Genomic DNA, 21,054 nt, shown 5'->3' on the forward strand with positions numbered 1-21,054 from the left:
CTGCCTGCGCGTCGGCAAGTTTCACTGTATCTCACCAATCGGGCCTTTACGGGCAGTTTGACCCCCACTTATCCTCCTTTGATTCCTCTGAGTCTTGAAGTGGGGGTCTTACTGCCCGTTAGACTGCGATAAAGTGCGTTCAAAGGAGCTTACATATGTTCTTGATCTTAAAAATAGCGAGTCTTTACTTAATTACAATCATGATTATGAGACTGATGGGGAAATCTACGATTATCCAGATGACTCCTTATGACCTTGTCGCCATTATTATCGTTGGCACAGTTGCTTCTGAGCCTCTCATTAGCACAGAATACTTGCCAACATTAATAGCATTGGCCATTCTTGTGGGCCTTCACATTCTCTTCTCATATCTGACTTTAAACCAGATTGGCAACCGTTTTTTTCTTGGTGAGCCGACAATGCTGATTAAAAATGGGGAAATCCTTGAAGACAATCTGGAGAAGTCCCATCTTTCCATGTCTCAGCTGCTGTCCATCCTAAGAAGCAAAGGCTACCCCAAGATTGCGGATGTTGATTACGCTATTCTCGAGCCAATCGGTGAAGTGAGCATCATACCGAAAGTAGCCAATACGCCTGTAACAGTTGAGCATTTAAAGATCCCCATTCAGGATGAGGGGCTCCCGATTGCAGTGATTGTGGATGGCAGGATTCAAGCGCGTAATCTCGAGCTGCTCGGTCAGACTAAGGATTGGCTTTTAGATCAGCTTCGACAAAACCAGTTGAATGAGAAAGAGATTATGTACGCTTATGTGAATGAAAAGTCAAAGAAATTGAATATAAACAGACGCAGATAATTTATTAAAACAGGTTTATTGATTGAAATATAGGGTATTTAATATGAGTTGCACACCAGAAAATATAAAGTTAATTAAACTATACATATCAATATCAGGGGGTAATGGTATGAAAGAAGCAGGCCTTGTGCTTGAAACAAAAATTGATGGTTTTAATTTTAATTGGGACCTGGAAAAAGGTATGTTTAATTTTGAAGGTGAAGACTCTGTCCTATTTTGGATAAGTTCAGCCATGAAAAGCTTTTTTGATACGATTGAGGAGATTTCAGGAAAAGAAACCTCCAGCCTTGTACTTGAGACAGCCGGCTTCAGGCAGGGACTAGTTGTAGGAAAGTTTTTTAAAGACATGAATCTGCCTGTAGCCGAAGTAGCTAACATCATCCCCAGAATTTACGCGTCTGCCGGCTGGGGGAAATTCATCATCACTAACGTAGATCCCGCTGCCAAGACTGCCAGGGTAAGAACTATTGACAGCTGGGAATATAAGATTAACAGGAAACAGGGGAAAAATGAATCCGGAACCTTTCTGCCTGGACATTTTGCGGGAATCTTTTCATCTGTGTTTGGGACAAGCATATGGTATAAAAAAGTATCTGACCAGTTAGCCGGCCAGGATTATTCAGAGCTGGATTTCTTCCCTTCAAGCGTTACGGTTGAGGAAAATATCCACGCTTTAGCCAGACGCGAAGAATCCAAAAAAATCAGCGAGCTTGAGAAATTGGTGGAAGTACGCACGTTAGAACTTAAACAGCTTGTTAAAGAAATCTCTTCACCCGTTATTCCTGTCCTCGATGGAATTGTTGTTGTCCCTCTGTTGGGAAGATATGATGAATTCCGCTCTGAAGAACTTGTCGATAAAACTCTTCATAGCCTTCCGAAGCACCAGGCAGATTGCCTAATCCTGGACTTGACCGGGTTAAATCAGTCCATCAGTGCCTACACGGTGGAATTCTTAAGCAAATTGGCTGCTGCAGCTAATCTGATTGGCACCGAAACGATTCTGGTTGGCATTTCTCCGGAACTTGGCACTAAAATTACGGAAACGAATTTTAACCTCTCTAAATTTAACTGCTTCACAAACCTGCAGCACGGCATTTATTACGCTCTTTCCAAAAAAGGCAGGAAAATCTTTTAATCATACAAAAAGCTGACTTCGTATTGGACGTAAGTCAGCTTTTTTGGTTGTTTTTATGGCTGCATTCGTAAATTCAGTGAGGTTTAGATTTTTATGTTCGCTCAGCATTTTTCAGGACCGGTGGCTACTATTTCTCTGCCTGCACTTTCTTCGGCGCCCCCCTATATTTCGCTTCGCGCAGCTCCAGCGCGTAGGCCTCAAGATTCGGCATTCCCATTTCTTTGGCAATACTGATTTCTTTCTCAATATCATATGGAACTCTGACAATCTCGATGGAGAAAGGCGCAGCCTCTTTTGATAAGTATTCCCCATGCAAAATTGCATAGGTAGCCTGAGGGATATCCAGGGAGTTCCCGACGCTTCCTGCATTGAATAGTGTCTTTTGCGGATGAATCGGTTCAACCAGGGCTGCATGAATATCCCCGTACCCGATAACATCCGGAATCCTGCCTTCCTCTACGGCAGTAATATTTTCCGTATTCTCGAACATAGCCAGTTTTTCTTCATACGAATCCCTCATCGGCACAACCCGGTGATAAATGCTTTTGGCTGAAGCATGGTAGAGTCTGATATATTTTCCGCTCATATAAAAATCGTGATGGAACGGAAGCGTGCCTAAGTAGGACAGGGCCTCTTCACCCAGCTGTCTCTGATGCCACTGCCCCTCTTCAAAATCCAGCGGCTTTTGCATAAAGTCATCCCAATTTCCAAGGAGAACCATTTCACAGGTCTCTTTAATCCGTTCAACAGCTTTAAGAGAATTGGGTCCTTTTCCTATTAAGTCACCAAGGCAAAAAATATTCTCTATTCCGCGTTCACGGATATTGTCCAGAACAGCCTCCAGAGCTGTGATATTTCCATGAATATCAGATATTACGGCTACTTTTCCCATGTTTGTCTCCTCCTTACTTTTTTTATATTTCTCCAAAACACTCAAGCTTCCTCCAACAATTGAAAAAAACAAAATTTGATTTTTCCCCGTACCGCCATTACATTAGAAATATGGTAAAATAACAGCATGCAAAAACCAACATTACATATAGAAGGAGTAGGAATTATGTCAAAAGTATTTGTATTCGGACACAAAAATCCTGACACTGACTCAATCTGTTCAGCACTTGCTTATGCAGAATTAAAAAACAAATTAGGTGTTGATGCAGAGCCAATCCGCCTGGGCAAGGTAAATGAGGAAACACAATATGCCCTGGATTATTTTAAGACTGAAGCTCCCCGGCTTGTTGAAGCAGTATCCAAGGAAGCGGGCGAAGTAATCCTTGTAGACCACAACGAGTTCCAGCAAAGCGCTGATGATATCAGAGATGTGAAAATCCTGGAGGTTATTGACCACCACCGCATTGCGAATTTCGAAACAAGCGATCCGCTTTACTACCGTGCAGAGCCTGTTGGCTGTACAGCAACCATTCTGAACAAAATGTACAAAGAAAACGGAGTGGAAATCAGCAAGGAAACTGCTGGCCTTATGCTTTCTGCCATCATTTCCGATTCCCTGCTGTTCAAATCTCCAACATGCACAGACCAGGACGTTGCAGCAGCACGCGAACTTGCTGAAATTGCGGGAGTAAACGCTGAAGAATATGGTCTGGAAATGTTGAAAGCAGGAGCAGACTTAAGCAAGAAGAGTGTGAAAGAGCTAATCTCCCTTGACGCAAAGGAATTCCAAATGGGAAGCTATAAAACAGAAATCGCTCAGGTTAATGCTGTGGACCTGAATGACGTACTAAGCCGCCAAGAAGAATTGGAAGCTGTAATTACTGAAAACATTAACAACAAAGAGCTGGATCTTTTTGTTTTTGTTTTAACTGATATCCTTAACAACGACTCAGTTGCCATTTCTCTTGGCAAAGAAGCTGAAGCAGTTGAAAAAGCTTATGATGTAACACTTGAAAACAACAGTGCCGTATTGAAGGGCGTTGTTTCACGCAAAAAGCAAATTGTACCGCCTCTTACAAACGTATTGGCCGGCAAATAAAGTGAAACTTCAATCAGTGGGGGTTTTCCTTATCCCCCACTGATTGTTAGTCGCGTTCTAGTGTCGCTAAGATCTCCGCTAGCGCTTCGATCAATCGACACTACGAACCCGATTGGTTCAACTAAGCCTCTGCCTGCGCGTCGGCAAGTTTCACTGTATCTCACCAATCGGGCCTTTACGGGCAGTTTGACCCCCACTTATCCTCCTTTGATTCCTCTGAGTCTTGAAGTGGGGGTCTTACTGCCCGTTAGACTGCGATAAGATAAAAGCAGTGCCACACTTGGCACTGCTTTTTACTTATCCAATAATAATTCTGTCCCCTTAACAAGCCTGGTCATCAGTTCCTTCACTGTCACCTCTTCAGCCATTCCCACTCCCTGTCCGGCCCATAAGGACATAAACTCCGTCCGCTCCAGCTTTGCTGCATGCTTCCGGATAGGAGCTGTCATATCATTCTGCAATGGATAAGGCAACACCTGCCTGCCTTTCATTTCTTCCATGAACCTGTTGCGAATCCCTCTTGCAGGCTTTCCTGAGAATGCTTTCGTCACAGCTGTCTGGTCATTCCCTGCATTTAATAGAGCTCGCTTATACAACCGGTGAGCCCCGCTTTCCCTGCATGTAAGAAAGGCCGTTCCAAGCTGGACTCCTTCTGCCCCAAGGATCATGGCCGCAGCTATACCCCGGGCATCCATGATTCCCCCTGCTGCAGCCACAGGACAGCTTACTGCATCTGCCGCCTGCGGTATGAGAACCATGGAACCGATCATCCCGCTTTCTTCCTTGTGAAAAGTTCCGCGGTGCCCCCCTGCTTCTGACCCCTGAACAACAATGATATCTGCACCCGCCTCTTCCCATTCCACTGCCTCATTGACATTCGTTGCAGTTCCAAAAATCAGCGTACCCTGTTTCTTCAATTCAGAAATGATGGCCGAATCGGGTAAGCCAAACGTAAAGCTGCAAGCAGGCACACGTTCTTCCATCAAAACATCAAGCTGTTTTTTGTATAAAGCAGCATAATCCTTATCCGGAAGAGCTGGTTTGCCCGCCATGCCAAGCTCACTGCTGTATCGTTCAAGCACATCCCCCATGCTGCTGATGTCCTCTGTATCCGCCGATGCCTCACTATCCGGAACAAAGAGATTGACGCCAAACGGACGATCAGTCAATTTCCGAATCTGTTTTATGCTCTCTCTTATTTCATCCGGACTCATATAGCCGGCACCCATATTTCCAAGCCCTCCGCAATTTGATACCTCGCTGATTAATTGCGGCGTTGTCATCCCTCCAGCCATGGGAGCCTGGAAAACAGGGTATTTTATATCCAGTTTCGCAGTGATGGAATTTCGGTTCCAGCCCATTTAAAACACCCTTCCCCCTTTATTTTCCCGAAACAAGAACATCTATTATACTATCAGCAACTGTATGCCAAATCTTAGAATCCTCCTGATAGGAAGCGGTTAGTTTCCTGTACATGCTCATTTGTTTTTCCTTAAAGTCCTCAGCTTCCTGTGCAGGAAGCTTGCTTCTTTCACTATCCACCAATTCCTGAATCTGTTTGGCACGCGGTCCCCAAACAGCAAATTCATCCCCTTCTTTATCTATAAAGATATAAATCGGTATCGCTCTGGATGTTCCGTTAGTCAAATACTGGTCCATAAGCTCAAGGTTCTGATCCCTCAAAACAAAACGGACTTCCATGCCGGTTTCCTCTGTGATTTTTAATAGAATCGGATTATTCAGCATCGCATCACCGCACCAATCCTCAGTGAGGGCAATTACTTTCATGCCAGCATCCTTAAGCTCTGCCAATTTTGTTTTTTCGTCATCGGATAATGAAAATAGATTATAAATTTTTTTCATCTCTTCTTTGTTAACTTGCATCGCTTCTATATAATTCTGCGTACTTAGACCCTTCGCAAACCAATCCATTAATTCCATAAACCCACTCCCTTTTTTCGATATCTTTAGTGTTTATTCTTTATTATCCGCTTTCATTCCTGCATTTGCTGCAGCACTTTGTAAAACGAAATCTTTTCCTGGGAAATTGAGATTATTTTTGTCGAATACAGGAAAAGCGGAAGCGCCTTGTTCACTAAGGAAAGCAGACTAGGAGCGCCACGTCCTGTGGCAACGTCTGCATGACCCCCATCCTGGGGACCTCAAGCACAAGTCGAGCCTTCCGGAAAGGCGCTCTTTGCCTTTTTGGAAGGATTGGCTTGTGACCTCGAGGGGGTGGGCGCTGGAGCTAGACAGTTGTCGATATTCAAAAGTTTATACTTTTTTACAAGAAAAGCTGATGGATTCCCATCAGCTCACCTTTTATCTTTTCTGTATTTCCTGCTGCAATAATTTGTTAACAAGCGGCGGGTTGGCCTGTCCTTTTGTGGCTTTCATAATTTGGCCGACTAGGAAGCCGATTGCTTTTTGCTTTCCATTTTTGAAATCCTCGATGGATTGCGGGTTCGCATCAAGCGTTTCACCGATAATCTTAAGAAGTGCTCCTTCATCCGAAATTTGGACAAGGCCTTTTTCTTTTACGATTGTTTCCGGATCACCGCCATTTTCAACCAGCTCTTTGAAAACTGTTTTGGCAATTTTGGAAGAGATGGTGCCGTTTTCGATCAGCTTAATCATGCCGGCAAGTCCTTCAGGTGTCAAAGCTATATCTGTCAGTTCCTTCTGTTCAGCATTCAAGTAAGCTGACAATTCACCCATTACCCAGTTGGAAGCCTGTTTGGCATCAGCTCCTTGATTCACAGCCGCTTCAAAGAAATCAGAAGTTTCTTTTGTGACTGTCAGGACAGCTGCATCATAAGCCGGCAGCCCAAGTTCTTCAATATAGCGGTTCTTTCTCTGATCCGGAAGCTCAGGGATTTCTGCACGAATACGCTCTTTCCACTCTTCATCAATATGGATATCAAGTAAATCAGGTTCTGGGAAATAACGATAATCATCCGAACCTTCTTTTACCCTCATTAGGATCGTTTTATTGGTGGCTTCATCATAGCGCAATGTTTCCTGCTGGATTGTTCCGCCAGAACTTAGAATCTCTTCCTGCCGCTTCTCCTCGTACTCAAGCCCTTTGCGGACAAAGTTAAACGAGTTCAGGTTCTTCAGCTCTGTCTTTGTGCCAAATTCCTCCTGGCCGACAGGACGAAGGGAGATATTCGCATCACAGCGAAGTGAACCTTCCTCCATTTTACAGTCAGAAACGCCAGTATACTGGATGATGGACTTTAGCTTCTCCAAATATGCGTATGCTTCATTTGGCGTGCGGATATCCGGCTCAGAAACAATCTCGACCAGAGGAGTACCCTGGCGATTATAGTCTACAAGAGAATAACCTTTAGCATGAGACAGCTTGCCTGCATCCTCTTCAAGATGAATACGCGTAATGCCGATTTTTTTCTTATAGCCATCGACTTCGATCTCAATCCAGCCATGTTCACCAATTGGCTTATCGAATTGCGAAATCTGGTAGGCTTTAGGGTTATCCGGGTAAAAGTAATTCTTCCGGTCAAATTTTGTAACTGGTGCGATTTCACAGTTCAGCGCCATCGCAGCTTTCATTCCGAATTCAACTGCTTTTTTATTAATGACAGGCAGCACTCCGGGGTAGCCGAGATCGACTACTGTTGTGTTGGAGTTTGGCTCCGCCCCAAAATGGTTCGGGCTTGCCGAGAATATTTTTGAATCTGTTTTAAGCTCAACATGTACTTCTAGTCCGATAACCGTTTCGTATTTCATGAATTTCCCCCCTTACAGTCCCGGTTTTTGCTTATTAAATTCTGTAGCCTGCTCAAATGCATGTGCTACGCGGTAAACAGTGCCTTCATCAAAATGCTTACCGATAATCTGAAGGCCAAGCGGCATTCCATCCGAAAATCCGCAAGGTACACTGATTGCAGGAACCCCGGCAAGGTTAACTGGGATTGTCAGAATATCATTTGCATACATAGTCAGAGGATCAGACATATTTTCACCAATCTTAAAGGCAGGAGTTGGTGCTGTTGGCCCAATGATGACATCATACTTTTCAAAAACATTTTCAAAGTCCTGTTTAATCAGTGTGCGCACCTTTTGTGCCTTTTTGTAGTAAGCATCATAGTAGCCAGAGCTTAAAGCAAATGTTCCAAGCATAATACGGCGTTTTACTTCATCCCCGAAGCCTTCTGCACGGGTCTTTTTGTATAAATCGATTAAACTCTCAGGATCTGCTGTTCTATAGCCATAGCGTACGCCATCAAAGCGAGCCAGATTTGCCGAGGCCTCTGAGGAGGACAGCAGATAATACGTTGCCAGTGCATATTTGGAGTGCGGCAGGGAAACTTCCTCCCATGATGCCCCGAGTTTTTCTAACACCTTCAGGGATTCCAGCACTGACTGGCGTACATCTTCATCTACACCTTCAGCCAAATATTCTTTTGGTACGGCGATTCTCAACCCTTTAATATCGCCAGTTAAGCTTTCAGCGTAGCTTGGGACATCTACATTTGCTGAAGTAGAATCCATTGGGTCCACACCTGAAATAGCCTGAAGCAGATAGGCGTTATCTTCAACTGTGCGGGTAATTGGTCCAATCTGGTCCAAAGATGAGGCAAATGCAATCAGTCCGAAACGGGATACTCTTCCATATGTAGGCTTTAAACCAACAACTCCGCAGTATGAAGCAGGCTGTCTGATTGAACCTCCTGTGTCCGATCCAAGAGAAAATAAAACTTCTCCTGCAGCTACAGAAGCAGCAGATCCGCCAGAAGATCCCCCGGGAACTCTTTCAAGATTCCAGGGATTGCGGGTTACCTGAAAGCCTGAGTTTTCATTGGAGGATCCCATTGCAAATTCATCCATATTCAGCTTGCCGATTGTAATGGTCTCAGCATTATGTAATTTGGATGCAGCCGTTGCATCATAAATCGGGTCAAAGTTCTCAAGTATTTTACTGGCACTTGTGGTCCGCAGTCCCTTCGTTACGATGTTATCCTTAACTCCGATCGGCATTCCGAACAAAAGGCCTTTTGCTTCGTCCGTTCCGATTTTGCCATCCATTTTTTTTGCTGCTTCTCGGGCTCTTTCCTCATCAAGCGTCAAGAAAGCCTGTACTTTGTCCTCTACTTCACCGATTCGCTTGTACGATTCACTGACAAGATCAGTAACCGTTATTTCTTTTTTATGTAAAAGCTGATGAAGCTCAGATACCTTATGATCAAATAAACTCACCATTTTCCCCTCCCTACTCAATGATAGACGGCACTTTTATATAGCCATCCTGATGTTCCGGCGCATTTTTCAAAACTTCTTCCTGTGGAAGCCCTTTATTCGCCTTATCTTCTCTCAATACATTTTTCATATCAAGAACATGGGATGTTGGTTCAACATGATCTGTATCAAGCTCATTCAAAAGTTCTGCAAATGAAATCATTTTGTCCAGCTGTTCCGTATAAGCTACAGCTTCCTCTTCAGTCATGGCAAGTCGCGCCAAGTGCGCAACATGCTTAACCTGATCTATTGAAATTCTCGACATTAATGCCACCTCCAAAAATGAATACTGTCTATGCACAATTATTATGATCATACCAAACTTTCACGCGTTAAAGCAACACGCGAGAGCGGGCTGTTTCAGCAATCTTCTGCTTATTTTACCATGAGTTGAGGGAGAAATGTGTGTTTGTGTCTTTCTCTAGAGGATATATGAAAAGTAAAACCGAATTAATGGGGATGCGACTATAAGTACAGGAGGTAAGATTATGGAATTTTTCCGATTTGATTTGGATGTCAGCAGGGAAATTAGTCAATTCAGCAGCCACAATGCCAGCATCAGCCCGATTATCAGAAACAAAACAGCTACAGTTGGGTGTATCCATCTTAACGATAATAGTGTTTTAGGGATGCATCCGGCAGCATGTCCCCAGCTATTTCTCATCGTTGACGGCGAAGGATGGGTTAAAACAGCTGGCGGTGAGCAGGTTGCAGTCCAAAAAGGAACCGCTGTTTACTGGGCTGAAGGCGAGGAACATGAATCAGGTTCTTACCTTGGCATGACTGCAATTGTGATTGAAGGTCCTGATTTGGACCCTCATAAGTATCTGAAACCATTGGAATAGAAAGCGGAAACCTGGCATTGGCCGGTAAAAGCTTAAGTTTGGCCGGTATTTTATTATATTTAGCCGGTATTTTTTAATTTTGGCCCGTAAACTCCACATTTCGGCCGGTATTGTGATGCTTTACCCCCAAAAATAGAGCAGCGCGCCAGACGCTGCTCATTTCCGCTTAAATAGTTTGGCAAATAGGCCGCCCTTTTTCGCCTTTTTCGCTTCTGCTTTGACTGTTTTCCTATCCACAAATATTTCCGGTTTATCAATTGCATAGTCATAGGCTAGAACCAGCCCGATCTCAGAATTATGTTCTTTGTTGGTAACGATTGTATATTCGACCTTATAGCCTGAAGCCAGTTTAATATATTTTGATAAATAGGAGTAGCTCATATTTCCATTCAGATAAAGATGAGCTTTGCTGTTGTCTTTAAGGGCCTCTTCCACCTGCGGATAGATTCCATCCTCCCTCATCTGCGGCTGCTTCAAGGCAATGATAACCCTCTCCCGAAGCGAGCCAAGAAATTTGCGGCGCTCATCAGGCTTGGTCTGTTTCTGTCCATGAATCCCCTGTTGAAGATAATCATCTATATTTTCAGCCAATTGTGCATCCTCCGTCCTTATTTGACCTCAGTGCTTTCATTGTATTCAGTATTATGCCCTATTTCAAATTTAGCCTATATAATATGTATGTTTTCGAAAGAGGTACTGTGCTTGCCTGATAAGCAAAAAATACCTCCCTTCCAAGGAAGAGAGGTGTAAATTAGGAGAATATACAAGATAAAAAATCAAGTTACATAGGGCAGAAACTAAGCTTCCTGCTTTTCAGTGAACTGGTCTTCCTCGGTTGATCCCTTTAAAGCGGTTGTCGAGGAAGTCCCGCCAGTGATGACCATGGAAACCTGGTCGAAATAGCCGGTGCCTACTTCCCGCTGATGTCTTGTCGCCGTGTAGCCATGTGTTTCGCTGGCAAATTCGGCCTGCTGCAGTTCAGAATACGCAGCCATGCCACGGTCTTTATAGCCTCGTGCCAATTCAAACATGCTGTGGTTCAGCGCATGGAATCCAGCTAAAGTAACGAACTGGAACTTGTAGCCCATTTTGCCGAGCTCCACCTGGAATTTTGCAATCGTTTCGTCATCGAGCTTTTTCTTCCAGTTAAATGATGGAGAGCAGTTATACGCTAACAGCTTGCCAGGGAATTTTTCATGAATGGCTTCAGCAAAACGCCTGGCCTCATCAAGATCAGGTTCAGATGTTTCACACCATACCAGATCTGCATAAGGAGCATACGCCAATCCCCGAGCGATCGCTTGGTCGAGTCCTGCCTTTGTCCGGAAGAATCCTTCTGGAGTGCGCTCCCCTGTAATAAAAGGTGCATCATATGGATCTACATCGCTGGTAATCAAGTCAGCTGCGTTAGCATCAGTCCGGGCGACAATAACAGTCGGCACTCCCATAACATCTGCTGCCAGCCTTGCAGAAATTAAATTCTTAACAGCAGTCTGCGTTGGTAGCAATACCTTTCCGCCAAGATGGCCGCATTTCTTCTCAGAAGAAAGCTGGTCCTCGAAGTGTACTCCGCCGGCACCCGATTCAATCATGCCTTTCATAAGTTCAAATACATTAAGCTGGCCGCCGAACCCTGCTTCAGCATCTGCTACAATTGGAGCGAACCAATCAATAGAATGATTCCCTTCCATATGATGAATCTGATCAGCACGCTGAAGGGCCTGATTAATTCTTTTTACAACACTCGGAACACTGTTGGCTGGATACAGGCTTTGGTCCGGGTACATATTTCCGGACAGATTCGCATCGGCAGCAACCTGCCAGCCGCTTAAGTAAATGGCCTTCAGCCCAGCCTTAACCTGCTGTACAGCCTGGTTTCCCGTTAACGCCCCTAATGCATTGACGAAATCTTCTTCATTCACAAGCTTCCATAGCTTCTCTGCACCACGGCGAGCTAATGTATGCTCGATATCAATTGATCCTCTTAACTTAATGACTTCCTCAGCGGTGTACGGTCTTTCTACTCCATTCCAGCGTTCATCCATTTCCCAGCTTTCCTGCAACTGACGCACTCTTTCATCTGCCATTTGATTAAATCCTCCTTTTAATTTAGAAAAATCATCATTTCAGCAAGATCCCGGCTGCAAAACCCTCTGTAACATAACAGCACTAAAAATATAATCCTGTTATATTATTACTCTGTGTTGTTATAAGACAATTAAATATCTATGTTTTGTATTATATAACAGTTAATCCGGAATGGGAACCCCTTAATTAAAAAATTTAAAATTTACTGAATATAACACCCCGCTCCTTTTCACCTTCACCCTCTGTGTTATGATATAGAGATTAGTTGTTTTTTTGATCATTCTGATGGATGAAGGAGAATTTATGGAAGATAAAAATCGATCTTTATATAATTATCTAGTTGAAAAAGCCCCTGATATGACGAGGGATTGGAGAAGTTTTCAGGTCGTAAAGGCTGGTTCCGACTATTCCGCCGATGCCCCGCTGGAAAGGGCAAGGAAAGTTGAGGAGCAAAATACAAAGTATTTCAGGACTGTAGCAAAATCGCTGCTTCAGACAGAAGAAGAAATGAAGGAAACGATAGCCAACTGGACAAAGCAGACGTCCGCTGATCGGGTTAAATCCAGAACCTCCCTTGTCGATGTTCAGAGAAATCTTTCCATATTCCGAAAGGTTTATTGGATGCATATAAAACGTTTTGCTGAAACTGCCGACTTGGATATTCAAGCAGGGGATATATTTCATTGGCAGGAAGTTATTGATTATACGCTGGATTATGTAATGGAAACCTTCACCGAAAACTTTATGGATATATTGCTGAGCCGATTAAGCGCGCAATCTATATTAATAAAAGAACTAAGCACGCCGGTTATCCCGCTATCCTCAGAAGTTGGGCTGCTGCCGCTTATTGGGGATATTGATACAGAACGGGCCAAGTTTATTATGGAATCTACTTTGCAGCAGAGTGTAAAGCTGGGGATTACTCATTTAATCATTGACCTTTCGGGTGTCATCATGGTCGACACAATGGTTGCGCACCAAATTTTCCAGGTTATCAGCTCATTAAAACTTATCGGTGTTCAGTCAACCTTGCTCGGCATCCGTCCTGAAGTCGCACAGACAGCCATCCAGCTTGGAATTGAATTTAAGGATATAACAACGGAAAATTCTTTAGAGAAAGTGTTCAGAAAATTAGATCTGTAATTTTACTGGGGCCTATGACAATTAGGTCTTTTTTTTTATAAACCCTTCAGGTCACCAACTTAATTTTATTAATTTTGATGTATAGTTATGTTGTTATATAAGATATAACAGCAAATTAATGCGAAATATCGAATTTTTATACATTTGTATCTTTATAGTTTTTTAGATTTTTTGTCCTTCAACCTTTATTATGTTATGATAATAAACGTCTTTCCGAAGTGAACCTTTCCCCAAACTATTTTTTTAACAAACACAAAACTGTATGTTACTGTATAAAAGGTGATTTTTCCACGAATAATTTTATGGGGATACTAAGAGAAAAATGGAGGTGAACAAATGGATCTCACTATGGCGACGTGGCTTTGGCTTCTTATTCCAATGCCATTATTAATCGTACTATCAGGCATCTCATATTTTGCTGAAAGGAGAGAATAAGTAAGTATGGATATAAATATACCAACGTTAATTGCGATTATTGTGTATCTGGTCGGCATGCTGCTGATTGGCGTGCTTGCAGCCAGAATGACTAAAGATTTATCTGATTATGTATTAGGCGGCCGAGGGCTGGGACCTGGTGTTGCAGCCTTGAGTGCAGGGGCATCCGATATGAGCGGATGGCTGATGCTCGGATTGCCTGGTGCCGTATATCTAGGCGGTATGGGAGAAATTTGGCTTCCAATCGGATTGGCTGTCGGCGCATATTTAAATTGGCAGTTTGTGGCCAAGCCACTGCGTGTATACACGGAAGTAGCCAATGATTCTATTACGGTACCCGGATATTTTGAAAACCGATTCCATGATACTTCAAAAATATTGCGTGTTGTTTCGGCAATTGTTACATTAATCTTTTTTACTTTCTATACTTCTTCAAGTCTAGTGGGCGGTGCTATTCTATTAGAGAATTCATTTGGAATGGATTATACACTCGCGCTTTGGGTCGGAGCTGCAGTCATTTTGTCCTACACATTATTTGGCGGGTTCCTGGCAGCCAGCTGGACTGACTTTATCCAAGGTATACTAATGTTCTTAGCTTTAATTATTATTCCAATTGTCGCGATTCAGGAACTTGGCGGATGGAATGAAACATTAAATCAGATCAGTGCAATAGATCCAACTCATTTGGATGTTGCTTCAGGAGCCACGTTTGTGGGCGTAGTTTCCCTGCTGGCATGGGGGCTGGGCTACTTTGGGCAGCCACATATTCTTGTCCGCTTTATGGGATTAAAATCAACAAATGATGTTCCTAAAGCCCGTTTGATCGGTATGACCTGGATGGTACTTTCACTGTTCGGAGCTCTGTTTGTAGGTTTTGCCGGAATAGCGTACTTTGCAGATGCACCGCTTGCCAATTCTGAAACAGTGTTCATTATGTTTTCCCAAGTACTCTTTAATCCATGGGTAGCCGGATTCCTATTAGCAGCCATTCTCTCAGCAATCATGAGCACAGTTGACTCACAATTGCTCGTTTCTTCAAGTGCGCTGGCACAGGATTTCTATAAATCCATCTTTAGAAGAAATGCTTCCAAAAAGGAAGAAATGATTGTTGGCAGAATTGCTGTATTGGGTATTGCCATTATCGCTATCTTCTTAGGGTATAACCCCGAAAGCAAGGTATTGGAACTTGTCAGTTATGCATGGGCCGGATTTGGTGCAGCCTTTGGACCTGTCATCATCCTGAGCCTGTTCTGGAAGCGCATGACTCGTAATGGCGCTCTAGCCGGTATTATTGTTGGTGCTGTAACAGTAATTGTTTGGGCACAGCTTACCGGCGGACTATTTGATCTTTATGAGTTAGCGCCCGGCTTCCTATTTGCAGCTCTGGCGATTATCGTTGTCAGTCTTCTGGATAAGGCACCATCAGCAGTAGTTCAGGAACAGTACGATCGATATAAATCAGTCCTTAAAAAATAATTGCAAAAACCCTCTTCCTATGTGGAGAGGGTTTTTTGTATTTTCCCATAATTATAAAGAAAGCATATTTAAATTACTTCCGCTCCAAGGGTCTTTTCAAAATGCCTTAAAGCCCACTCATGTCCCTCCTGGTCAAAGGAAGCGACAGCATCTTTATAAACCACAATTCTAAAGCCCTTATTATAAGCATCAACAGCTGTATGCAGGACGCATATGTCCGTACATACACCTACCAGGTGCACTTCCTCTATACCACGTTCTCTCAATTTTATCTCCAGGTCGGTTCCTGCAAATGCAGAATACCTGGTTTTGTTCATGAAATAAACATTTTCAGCTTCCTTGTTCGTTTCATAAACCTCCTGCAATGAGCCATAAAGATTTCTTCCTTCCGTGTTTCTGATATTATGTGGCGGGAATAAATTTGTTTCCGGGTGATGGATGTCTCCTTTATCATGAACATCAATGGCAAAAACAGTGTAATGCCCGCTAGCGATATACTCTTGTGTGAGCTCTGAGATTTTCTTTTCCAATAGCTGTCCAGGCCCGCCGCATGTCAGGGCACCGTCTTCAGCAACAAAATCATTTGTGTAATCAATATTGATCAGGGCTTTAATTGACATTTTTTCATCACTCCAATCTGCAGTTCTTCTTTCATCATATACCTCAGCGGACTGAATATCCAACTAAAAAAGGAACAGCAACCAAGTTGCTGTCCCCGCCTCCGAGTGGAGATCTATTAGTACATTTCAGAAGTAGTCTTCGCCTGCATGTGCAGAAGAATGTAGTCAGGGCCGCCCGCTTTGGAGTCAGTTCCTGACATGTTAAATCCGCCGAATGGCTGGTATCCAACAATCGCACCTGTACAGCCGCGGTTGAAGTATAGGTTTCCAACATGGAAATCTTCACGCGCTTTTTGGATGTGCTCACGGTTCTGTGTGATCACTGCTCCTGTTAAGCCGTACTCCGTGTTGTTGGCAATTTCAAGCGCATGGTCAAAATCTTTTGCCTTTGTGAAACCAACGACAGGCCCAAAGATTTCTTCCTGCATTAAGCGCGCGTCTGGTGCAAGGTCAGCGAATACAGTCGGTTTGATAAAGAAACCCTTAGAATTGTCCCCTTCTCCGCCTGTCATCAGCTTGCCTTCTTCTTTGCCGATTTCAATGTAGCTCATAATCTTGTCAAATGCACCCTGGTCGATGACTGGACCCATGTAATTGCTTTGGTCTTCAGGGTTGCCCTGCGTTAATTCGTTAGTCAGTTCAACCACACGGTTCAGAACCTGATCGTATACATCTTCTACGATAACCGCACGTGAACATGCTGAACACTTCTGGCCGGAGAATCCGAATGCAGAAGCCACGATGGAAGTCGCCGCCAATTCAAGGTCTGCTTCTTTGTCGACAACGATTGTGTCCTTACCGCCCATTTCAGCGATGACACGCTTCAGCCAGATTTGGCCTTCGTTTAATTTAGATGCACGCTCGTTGATGCGAAGACCAACATCACGTGAACCTGTGAAGGAAATAAAGCGGGTGTCTTTATGGTCAACCAGGTAGTCGCCCACTTCTGCACCGCTTCCCGGCACGAAGTTTAGAACGCCCTTTGGAAGGCCTGCTTCTTCCATTACTTCAACAAATTTCGCAGCCACAACCGGTGTTGTAGAAGCTGGTTTTAATAGAACTGTGTTCCCTGCTACGATCGCAGCAACAGTTGTGCCGGCCATGATCGCCAGCGGGAAGTTCCAAGGAGAGATGATGATGCCCACTCCCAATGGAATGTAGTCATAACGGTTATATTCATTCGGACGGCTGTTGACTGGAACTCCGTCTTTGATTTCTAAGATTTGGCGTGCATAGTACTCAAGGAAGTCAATCGCTTCCGCAGTATCAGCATCTGCCTCGTTCCAAGGCTTTCCTGCTTCTTTTGTTAAAAGAGCAGAGAACTCATGCTTGCGGCGGCGGATAATCGCAGCAGCTTTGAATAAAACATCTGCGCGTGTTTCCGGCTTTACTTTTCTCCATGTTTTGAATGCTTCAACAGCAGCCTGCATCGCTTTTTCCGCATGATCGCGGTTTGCCTTTGAAACACGGCCAACGACTTCTTCTTTATTAGAAGGATTGATTGATACAATTTTATCTTCAGTAGAAATGCGCTCTCCGCCAATTAATAGATCATAATCCTGGCCCAAATAGCTTTCTACAGTTTGTAAACCCTTTAAATATGCTTCACGATGTTCTTCTTCTTTAAAATTCGTGAATGGCTCATGCTTATAAGGTTGTACCATTTTTACCGCCTCCTGAGTGTACAAATATCAAACGTCAGATACTAGCGCCCCGCTCTGTACATGCTGGAACAAGGTCTGCTATTCTCTTAAAACGTTTTCATCCAAAGACTATATTAACACGAAAATAACATTATCTTCAAACATTCTCCCTAGATGTTATATATTAACATCTACAGGGCAGAGTTGCGGTTTCACTTAGAAGGATAAGGAGTTGAAGCCCTATTGGGCAGGGTTGGATAAAACTGTTATATATTTTTTTTAGTACTGTATTGGGCATAATACATATTTTTCATCACAACAAAGCCATCGCTCTCAAAACAAAAAAACCCAGAAGGTGCTTCTCATGCACTTCTGGGTACCTTGTTCTAATGATAAATATGGACAAAAGGCTCGCTTTGGTCTGCTTTCCGGACTACAACCGCTTCCGGGCCGTTGACTGATGAGATGTTTACCTGGACTGAGATGTATTCAGGGAAGTGCTTGACAACAAGACCTGTTACATATTGGGTAAATCCAATACCTTCTGCTTTCCCATAGAATTGGATTGGGATATCAATGTTGATTTCCTGCAATTGGTCTTGGGCATAGAAAGCTTTCCCGATAACTCCATTAAAGTTAGGGAAGTATGTTTCCACATCCTGTTTAAAGTTAAGAAAAGCGGTTAAATCATCACGATGATTTTTTTCAGCTGCGCCTGAAGGGAACAGGACATATTTCTCGCTGATCTCTTCCCATCCGCCCAGCTTATTGCTTCCTTTGTCTGCCTTAGCATATGCAAAAAAGCTTCCCGGCACAACCGAAGTTCTTGCCTGCTGTTCAAACAAAGCAATGGTTACCGGCACATCCTTCAGACCCTTGATTTGCCGTATTCTCTGAAGGACTTCTTCAGCCATCTTTTTGCCTTCCCGTTCAAGAACATCCCGTTTAATATCGGTTTCAAAAGTCGCGCCATATTGTTCTTTCTGATAATAATGAACAGAGTTCATGGCAAGACCTATCACAACTCCGCCAAGACCCACTTTTCCATCATCGTTTTTCAGCAGATAGTTGTGCTCAAGTATATGTGCCAGGTATATCGGGCTTTTTTCATTATTTTTATCAATATCTCCGCCATCTGCAATCATTGGATTTAAGCCAATGTTGTCTTCGGCTTTCAGCTCGCGTTCCTTCAGCTGATCGTCAGTAAATTTGCGGTTAAGCCAGGCCTGGACTGTTCCTCTTTTTAAATACTGGCCTTCCTGGAATAAGTATTTATCCGGATCAAATGAGTTTTGTGCCACACGCATTAATCCGGTCTCAAATTCATTAATGTCATATTTAGTGCTAATATTGTTGACCACAAGACCTCTGGACTCACTTGGTTCAAATGGCAGCAGCGTTCGATAATACTTGTCTGAAATTTTATAGTTCGGAATGATTGCCTTATCCTTTTCGTTCTTGTCTTCCTGAACGACTTCCTCCTGCTTATTAAAATTAGGCGCACAGCCTGCAAGCAGAAGGGTTAAGGTAAAAGCAAGCATTAAGAGTTTTTTCACGGAGCTTACACCTTCTTACTTATTTAATTCTTCAACCAGTCTCTCCTCGTTCCAAACCTCTACACCCAGCTCCTGGGCCTTCGTCAGTTTAGATCCGGCTTCTTCTCCGGCGATTACAACATCAGTTTTCTTGCTGACGCTTCCGGATACTTTGCCGCCAAGCGCCTCTATTTTATCTTTTGCTTCATTTCGGCTCATGATTTCAAGCTTTCCTGTCAGAACGACCGTTTTCCCTGCAAAAAAGCTATCTGAGCTTTCGGCAGAAACTGGCTTTGGCCCATTATAAGCCATGTTGACTCCGGCTGCTTTCAGCTCGGCAATCAGTTCATGGGCTTCCTCTTGTTCAAAGAAGGAAACAATGGAGTCCGCCATTTTTTCACCAATTTCATTTATTGCTGTTAAATCGTCCCGGGATGCTTTTTCAAGTGCCTCCATATGGCTAAACTCCTGGGCAAGCGTTTTGGCTGCCTTCGCTCCCACATGGCGGATTCCCAGGCCAAATAACAACTTTTCAAGAGAATTCCCTTTGGAGTTTTGAATCGCCTGAAGAAGATTGTTTACAGATTTTTCACCCATCCGTTCGAGCTGGATAAGCTGTTCATAATTTAATTTGTAGATATCTGCCACATCTTTAATTAGATTTTCGGCAAATAATTGGCTGATCACCTTTTCACCAAGGCCATCAATGTTCATGGCGTTGCGGGAAACAAAATGAATAAGGCCTTCCCTGATTTGTGCCGGGCACTTTGGATTGATGCAGCGCAAAGCCACTTCACCATCAAGACGGACCAGTTCGCTCTCACATTCCGGACAATGGGTCGGCATATTAAAATCCTGCTCCTCACCCGTTCTCCTGTCTGCCAGTACATTCACAACTTCGGGGATAATATCTCCCGCTTTTTTCACAACCACCTGATCGCCAATCTTAATATCTTTTTCGCGGATCAAATCTTCGTTATGAAGTGAAGCCCTCTGGACAGTCGTCCCGGCAACACGGACAGGCTCCAGAAGCGCAGTTGGCGTAACTACGCCCGTTCGCCCAACGCTCAATTCTATATCCCTTAGTGTGGTAACAACCTCTTCTGCAGGGAATTTATAAGCTATAGCCCAGCGTGGGCTTTTCGCCGTAGCGCCCAGCTGCTCCTGCTCCTCCAGTGAATCGACTTTGATTACAATACCATCAATGTCATAGGACAGATCCGGACGTTTGTCGGTCCATCCCTGTACATATTCAATTACTTCCTCAATGCTTTCACATCTTTTGCGTTCTTTATTTGTTTTAAATCCGAGGCTATCCAGAAAATCCAGACCTTCACTATGGGATACAATCCCTGTATTCCCCGCATTCGCTATGCCATAGACAAAAATATCGAGATTGCGCTTTGCTGCAAGGCGCGGATCCAGCTGCCTTAAGGAACCTGCTGCGGCATTCCTTGGATTAGCAAACGGCTCCTCCCCATTCTCTTCTTTTGCTTTATTCAATTTCTCAAAAGAGCGTCTTGGCATGAAGGCCTCACCCCGGACTTCCATCGTGACGTTCTCTTTCAGCCGGAGAGGTATCGAACGGATAGTCTTTAGATTAGCAGTGATATTCTCGCCAATGGAGCCGTCGCCGCGTGTGGCACCGAGAATAAATAATCCATTCTCATAGCGGAGGGAGACAGCCAGCCCATCAATTTTCAATTCACATACATAAGAAACATTTTCTCCGGCACCCTGGCGGACACGGCGGTCAAAGTCTCTTAAATCCTGTTCGTTGAAGGCATTTCCCAAACTGAGCATCTGCGACTGATGCTCCACTTTTTCAAACATATCAAGAATTTCCCCTCCTACCCTCTGTGTGGGAGAATCCTCTGTTTTCAGTTCAGGGAATTGTTCTTCAAGCTCAATAAGGTCCCTCATCAGCCTATCATATTCAGCATCTGGAACAGAAGGCTGATCAAGAACATGATACTCATAATTATACTGATTCAAAAGGTTGTGCAGATCTTTCACCTTTTTTTCTGCCAATTGAAGGTCCATACATTCAACCCTTTCTATAATCCATTG

18 protein-coding genes are annotated in these 21,054 nt (G+C 43.7%); 6 read left to right on the forward strand and 12 right to left on the reverse strand.

Features of this window, described 5'->3' with window-relative positions; translation table 11 throughout:
• Nucleotides 1-155: 155 nt before the first annotated feature.
• Nucleotides 156-815 (forward strand): DUF421 domain-containing protein, encoded by a 660-nt coding sequence (locus tag CE058_RS23080; RefSeq protein ID WP_163145146.1) that lies wholly within the window; start codon nucleotides 156-158, stop codon nucleotides 813-815.
• Between the two features lie 109 nt (nucleotides 816-924).
• Nucleotides 925-1,950 carry an STAS domain-containing protein gene (locus CE058_RS23085; RefSeq protein ID WP_163145147.1) on the forward strand — a complete coding sequence of 342 codons (1,026 nt, stop codon included), beginning with the start codon at nucleotides 925-927 and terminating at the stop codon, nucleotides 1,948-1,950.
• 127 nt (nucleotides 1,951-2,077) lie between these two features.
• On the opposite strand, the gene CE058_RS23090 is transcribed toward CE058_RS23085, so the two are convergent.
• Entirely contained in the window at nucleotides 2,078-2,842 is a 765-nt protein-coding gene (locus CE058_RS23090; RefSeq protein ID WP_163145148.1) for a metallophosphoesterase family protein, read from the reverse strand.
• A gap of 165 nt (nucleotides 2,843-3,007) precedes the next feature.
• Between CE058_RS23090 and CE058_RS23095 the strand changes: the two genes are divergently transcribed.
• Nucleotides 3,008-3,940 carry a manganese-dependent inorganic pyrophosphatase gene (locus tag CE058_RS23095; protein ID WP_163145149.1) on the forward strand — a complete coding sequence of 311 codons (933 nt, stop codon included), beginning with the start codon at nucleotides 3,008-3,010 and terminating at the stop codon, nucleotides 3,938-3,940.
• Between the two features lie 293 nt (nucleotides 3,941-4,233).
• Here CE058_RS23095 and CE058_RS23100 read toward each other — a convergent pair whose 3' ends face one another.
• The 5 genes from CE058_RS23100 to gatC all read right to left on the reverse strand — a co-directional run bounded on the left by CE058_RS23100 (nucleotide 4,234) and on the right by gatC (nucleotide 9,464).
• On the reverse strand, nucleotides 4,234-5,301 hold the full coding sequence (locus CE058_RS23100) for an NAD(P)H-dependent flavin oxidoreductase (RefSeq protein WP_163145150.1): 1,068 nt from the start codon (nucleotides 5,299-5,301) through the stop codon (nucleotides 4,234-4,236).
• Nucleotides 5,302-5,320: 19 nt separating this feature from the next.
• On the reverse strand, nucleotides 5,321-5,881 hold the full coding sequence (locus tag CE058_RS23105; protein ID WP_163145151.1) for a thioredoxin family protein: 561 nt from the start codon (nucleotides 5,879-5,881) through the stop codon (nucleotides 5,321-5,323).
• Between the two features lie 381 nt (nucleotides 5,882-6,262).
• A complete protein-coding gene (gene gatB, locus CE058_RS23110; protein WP_163145152.1) occupies nucleotides 6,263-7,690 on the reverse strand; it encodes an Asp-tRNA(Asn)/Glu-tRNA(Gln) amidotransferase subunit GatB in 1,428 nt (475 codons plus the stop codon).
• Nucleotides 7,691-7,702: 12 nt separating this feature from the next.
• Complete coding sequence (gene gatA, locus CE058_RS23115) at nucleotides 7,703-9,160, reverse strand: Asp-tRNA(Asn)/Glu-tRNA(Gln) amidotransferase subunit GatA (RefSeq protein WP_163145153.1); 1,458 nt, start codon at nucleotides 9,158-9,160, stop codon at nucleotides 7,703-7,705.
• A gap of 13 nt (nucleotides 9,161-9,173) precedes the next feature.
• Nucleotides 9,174-9,464: an Asp-tRNA(Asn)/Glu-tRNA(Gln) amidotransferase subunit GatC gene (gene gatC / locus CE058_RS23120; protein ID WP_009335962.1), complete on the reverse strand. Its 291-nt coding sequence runs from the start codon at nucleotides 9,462-9,464 to the stop codon at nucleotides 9,174-9,176.
• A 223-nt stretch (nucleotides 9,465-9,687) separates the two neighbouring features.
• Between gatC and CE058_RS23125 the strand changes: the two genes are divergently transcribed.
• Nucleotides 9,688-10,044 carry a cupin domain-containing protein gene (locus CE058_RS23125; RefSeq protein WP_163145154.1) on the forward strand — a complete coding sequence of 119 codons (357 nt, stop codon included), beginning with the start codon at nucleotides 9,688-9,690 and terminating at the stop codon, nucleotides 10,042-10,044.
• 156 nt (nucleotides 10,045-10,200) lie between these two features.
• Here CE058_RS23125 and CE058_RS23130 read toward each other — a convergent pair whose 3' ends face one another.
• Nucleotides 10,201-10,635: a YueI family protein gene (locus tag CE058_RS23130; RefSeq protein ID WP_163145155.1), complete on the reverse strand. Its 435-nt coding sequence runs from the start codon at nucleotides 10,633-10,635 to the stop codon at nucleotides 10,201-10,203.
• Between the two features lie 206 nt (nucleotides 10,636-10,841).
• Nucleotides 10,842-12,131 carry an isocitrate lyase gene (aceA, locus tag CE058_RS23135; RefSeq protein WP_163145156.1) on the reverse strand — a complete coding sequence of 430 codons (1,290 nt, stop codon included), beginning with the start codon at nucleotides 12,129-12,131 and terminating at the stop codon, nucleotides 10,842-10,844.
• 304 nt (nucleotides 12,132-12,435) lie between these two features.
• Here aceA and CE058_RS23140 point away from each other — a divergent pair, with 304 nt between their 5' ends.
• Both CE058_RS23140 and putP read left to right on the forward strand, forming a co-directional pair.
• Complete coding sequence (locus CE058_RS23140) at nucleotides 12,436-13,275, forward strand: STAS domain-containing protein (protein WP_163145157.1); 840 nt, start codon at nucleotides 12,436-12,438, stop codon at nucleotides 13,273-13,275.
• Between the two features lie 441 nt (nucleotides 13,276-13,716).
• Nucleotides 13,717-15,186, forward strand: a complete 1,470-nt coding sequence (putP, locus tag CE058_RS23145) for a sodium/proline symporter PutP (RefSeq protein WP_163145158.1) — start codon at nucleotides 13,717-13,719, stop codon at nucleotides 15,184-15,186.
• A 68-nt stretch (nucleotides 15,187-15,254) separates the two neighbouring features.
• Here putP and CE058_RS23150 read toward each other — a convergent pair whose 3' ends face one another.
• The 4 genes from CE058_RS23150 to ligA all read right to left on the reverse strand — a co-directional run bounded on the left by CE058_RS23150 (nucleotide 15,255) and on the right by ligA (nucleotide 21,027).
• Entirely contained in the window at nucleotides 15,255-15,806 is a 552-nt protein-coding gene (locus CE058_RS23150) for a cysteine hydrolase family protein (RefSeq protein WP_163145159.1), read from the reverse strand.
• A gap of 116 nt (nucleotides 15,807-15,922) precedes the next feature.
• Nucleotides 15,923-17,470, reverse strand: a complete 1,548-nt coding sequence (pruA, locus tag CE058_RS23155; protein WP_163145160.1) for an L-glutamate gamma-semialdehyde dehydrogenase — start codon at nucleotides 17,468-17,470, stop codon at nucleotides 15,923-15,925.
• Between the two features lie 365 nt (nucleotides 17,471-17,835).
• Nucleotides 17,836-19,005 (reverse strand): CamS family sex pheromone protein, encoded by a 1,170-nt coding sequence (locus CE058_RS23160; RefSeq protein WP_163145161.1) that lies wholly within the window; start codon nucleotides 19,003-19,005, stop codon nucleotides 17,836-17,838.
• A gap of 15 nt (nucleotides 19,006-19,020) precedes the next feature.
• Nucleotides 19,021-21,027, reverse strand: coding sequence for an NAD-dependent DNA ligase LigA (gene ligA, locus CE058_RS23165; RefSeq protein WP_163145162.1), 2,007 nt, complete (start codon nucleotides 21,025-21,027; stop codon nucleotides 19,021-19,023).
• Nucleotides 21,028-21,054: the final 27 nt, after the last annotated feature.

Origin of the sequence: Bacillus sp. 22-7 (genome assembly GCF_010628845.1) — a bacterium.
Lineage (GTDB): Bacteria > Bacillota > Bacilli > Bacillales > Cytobacillaceae > Cytobacillus > Cytobacillus firmus_B.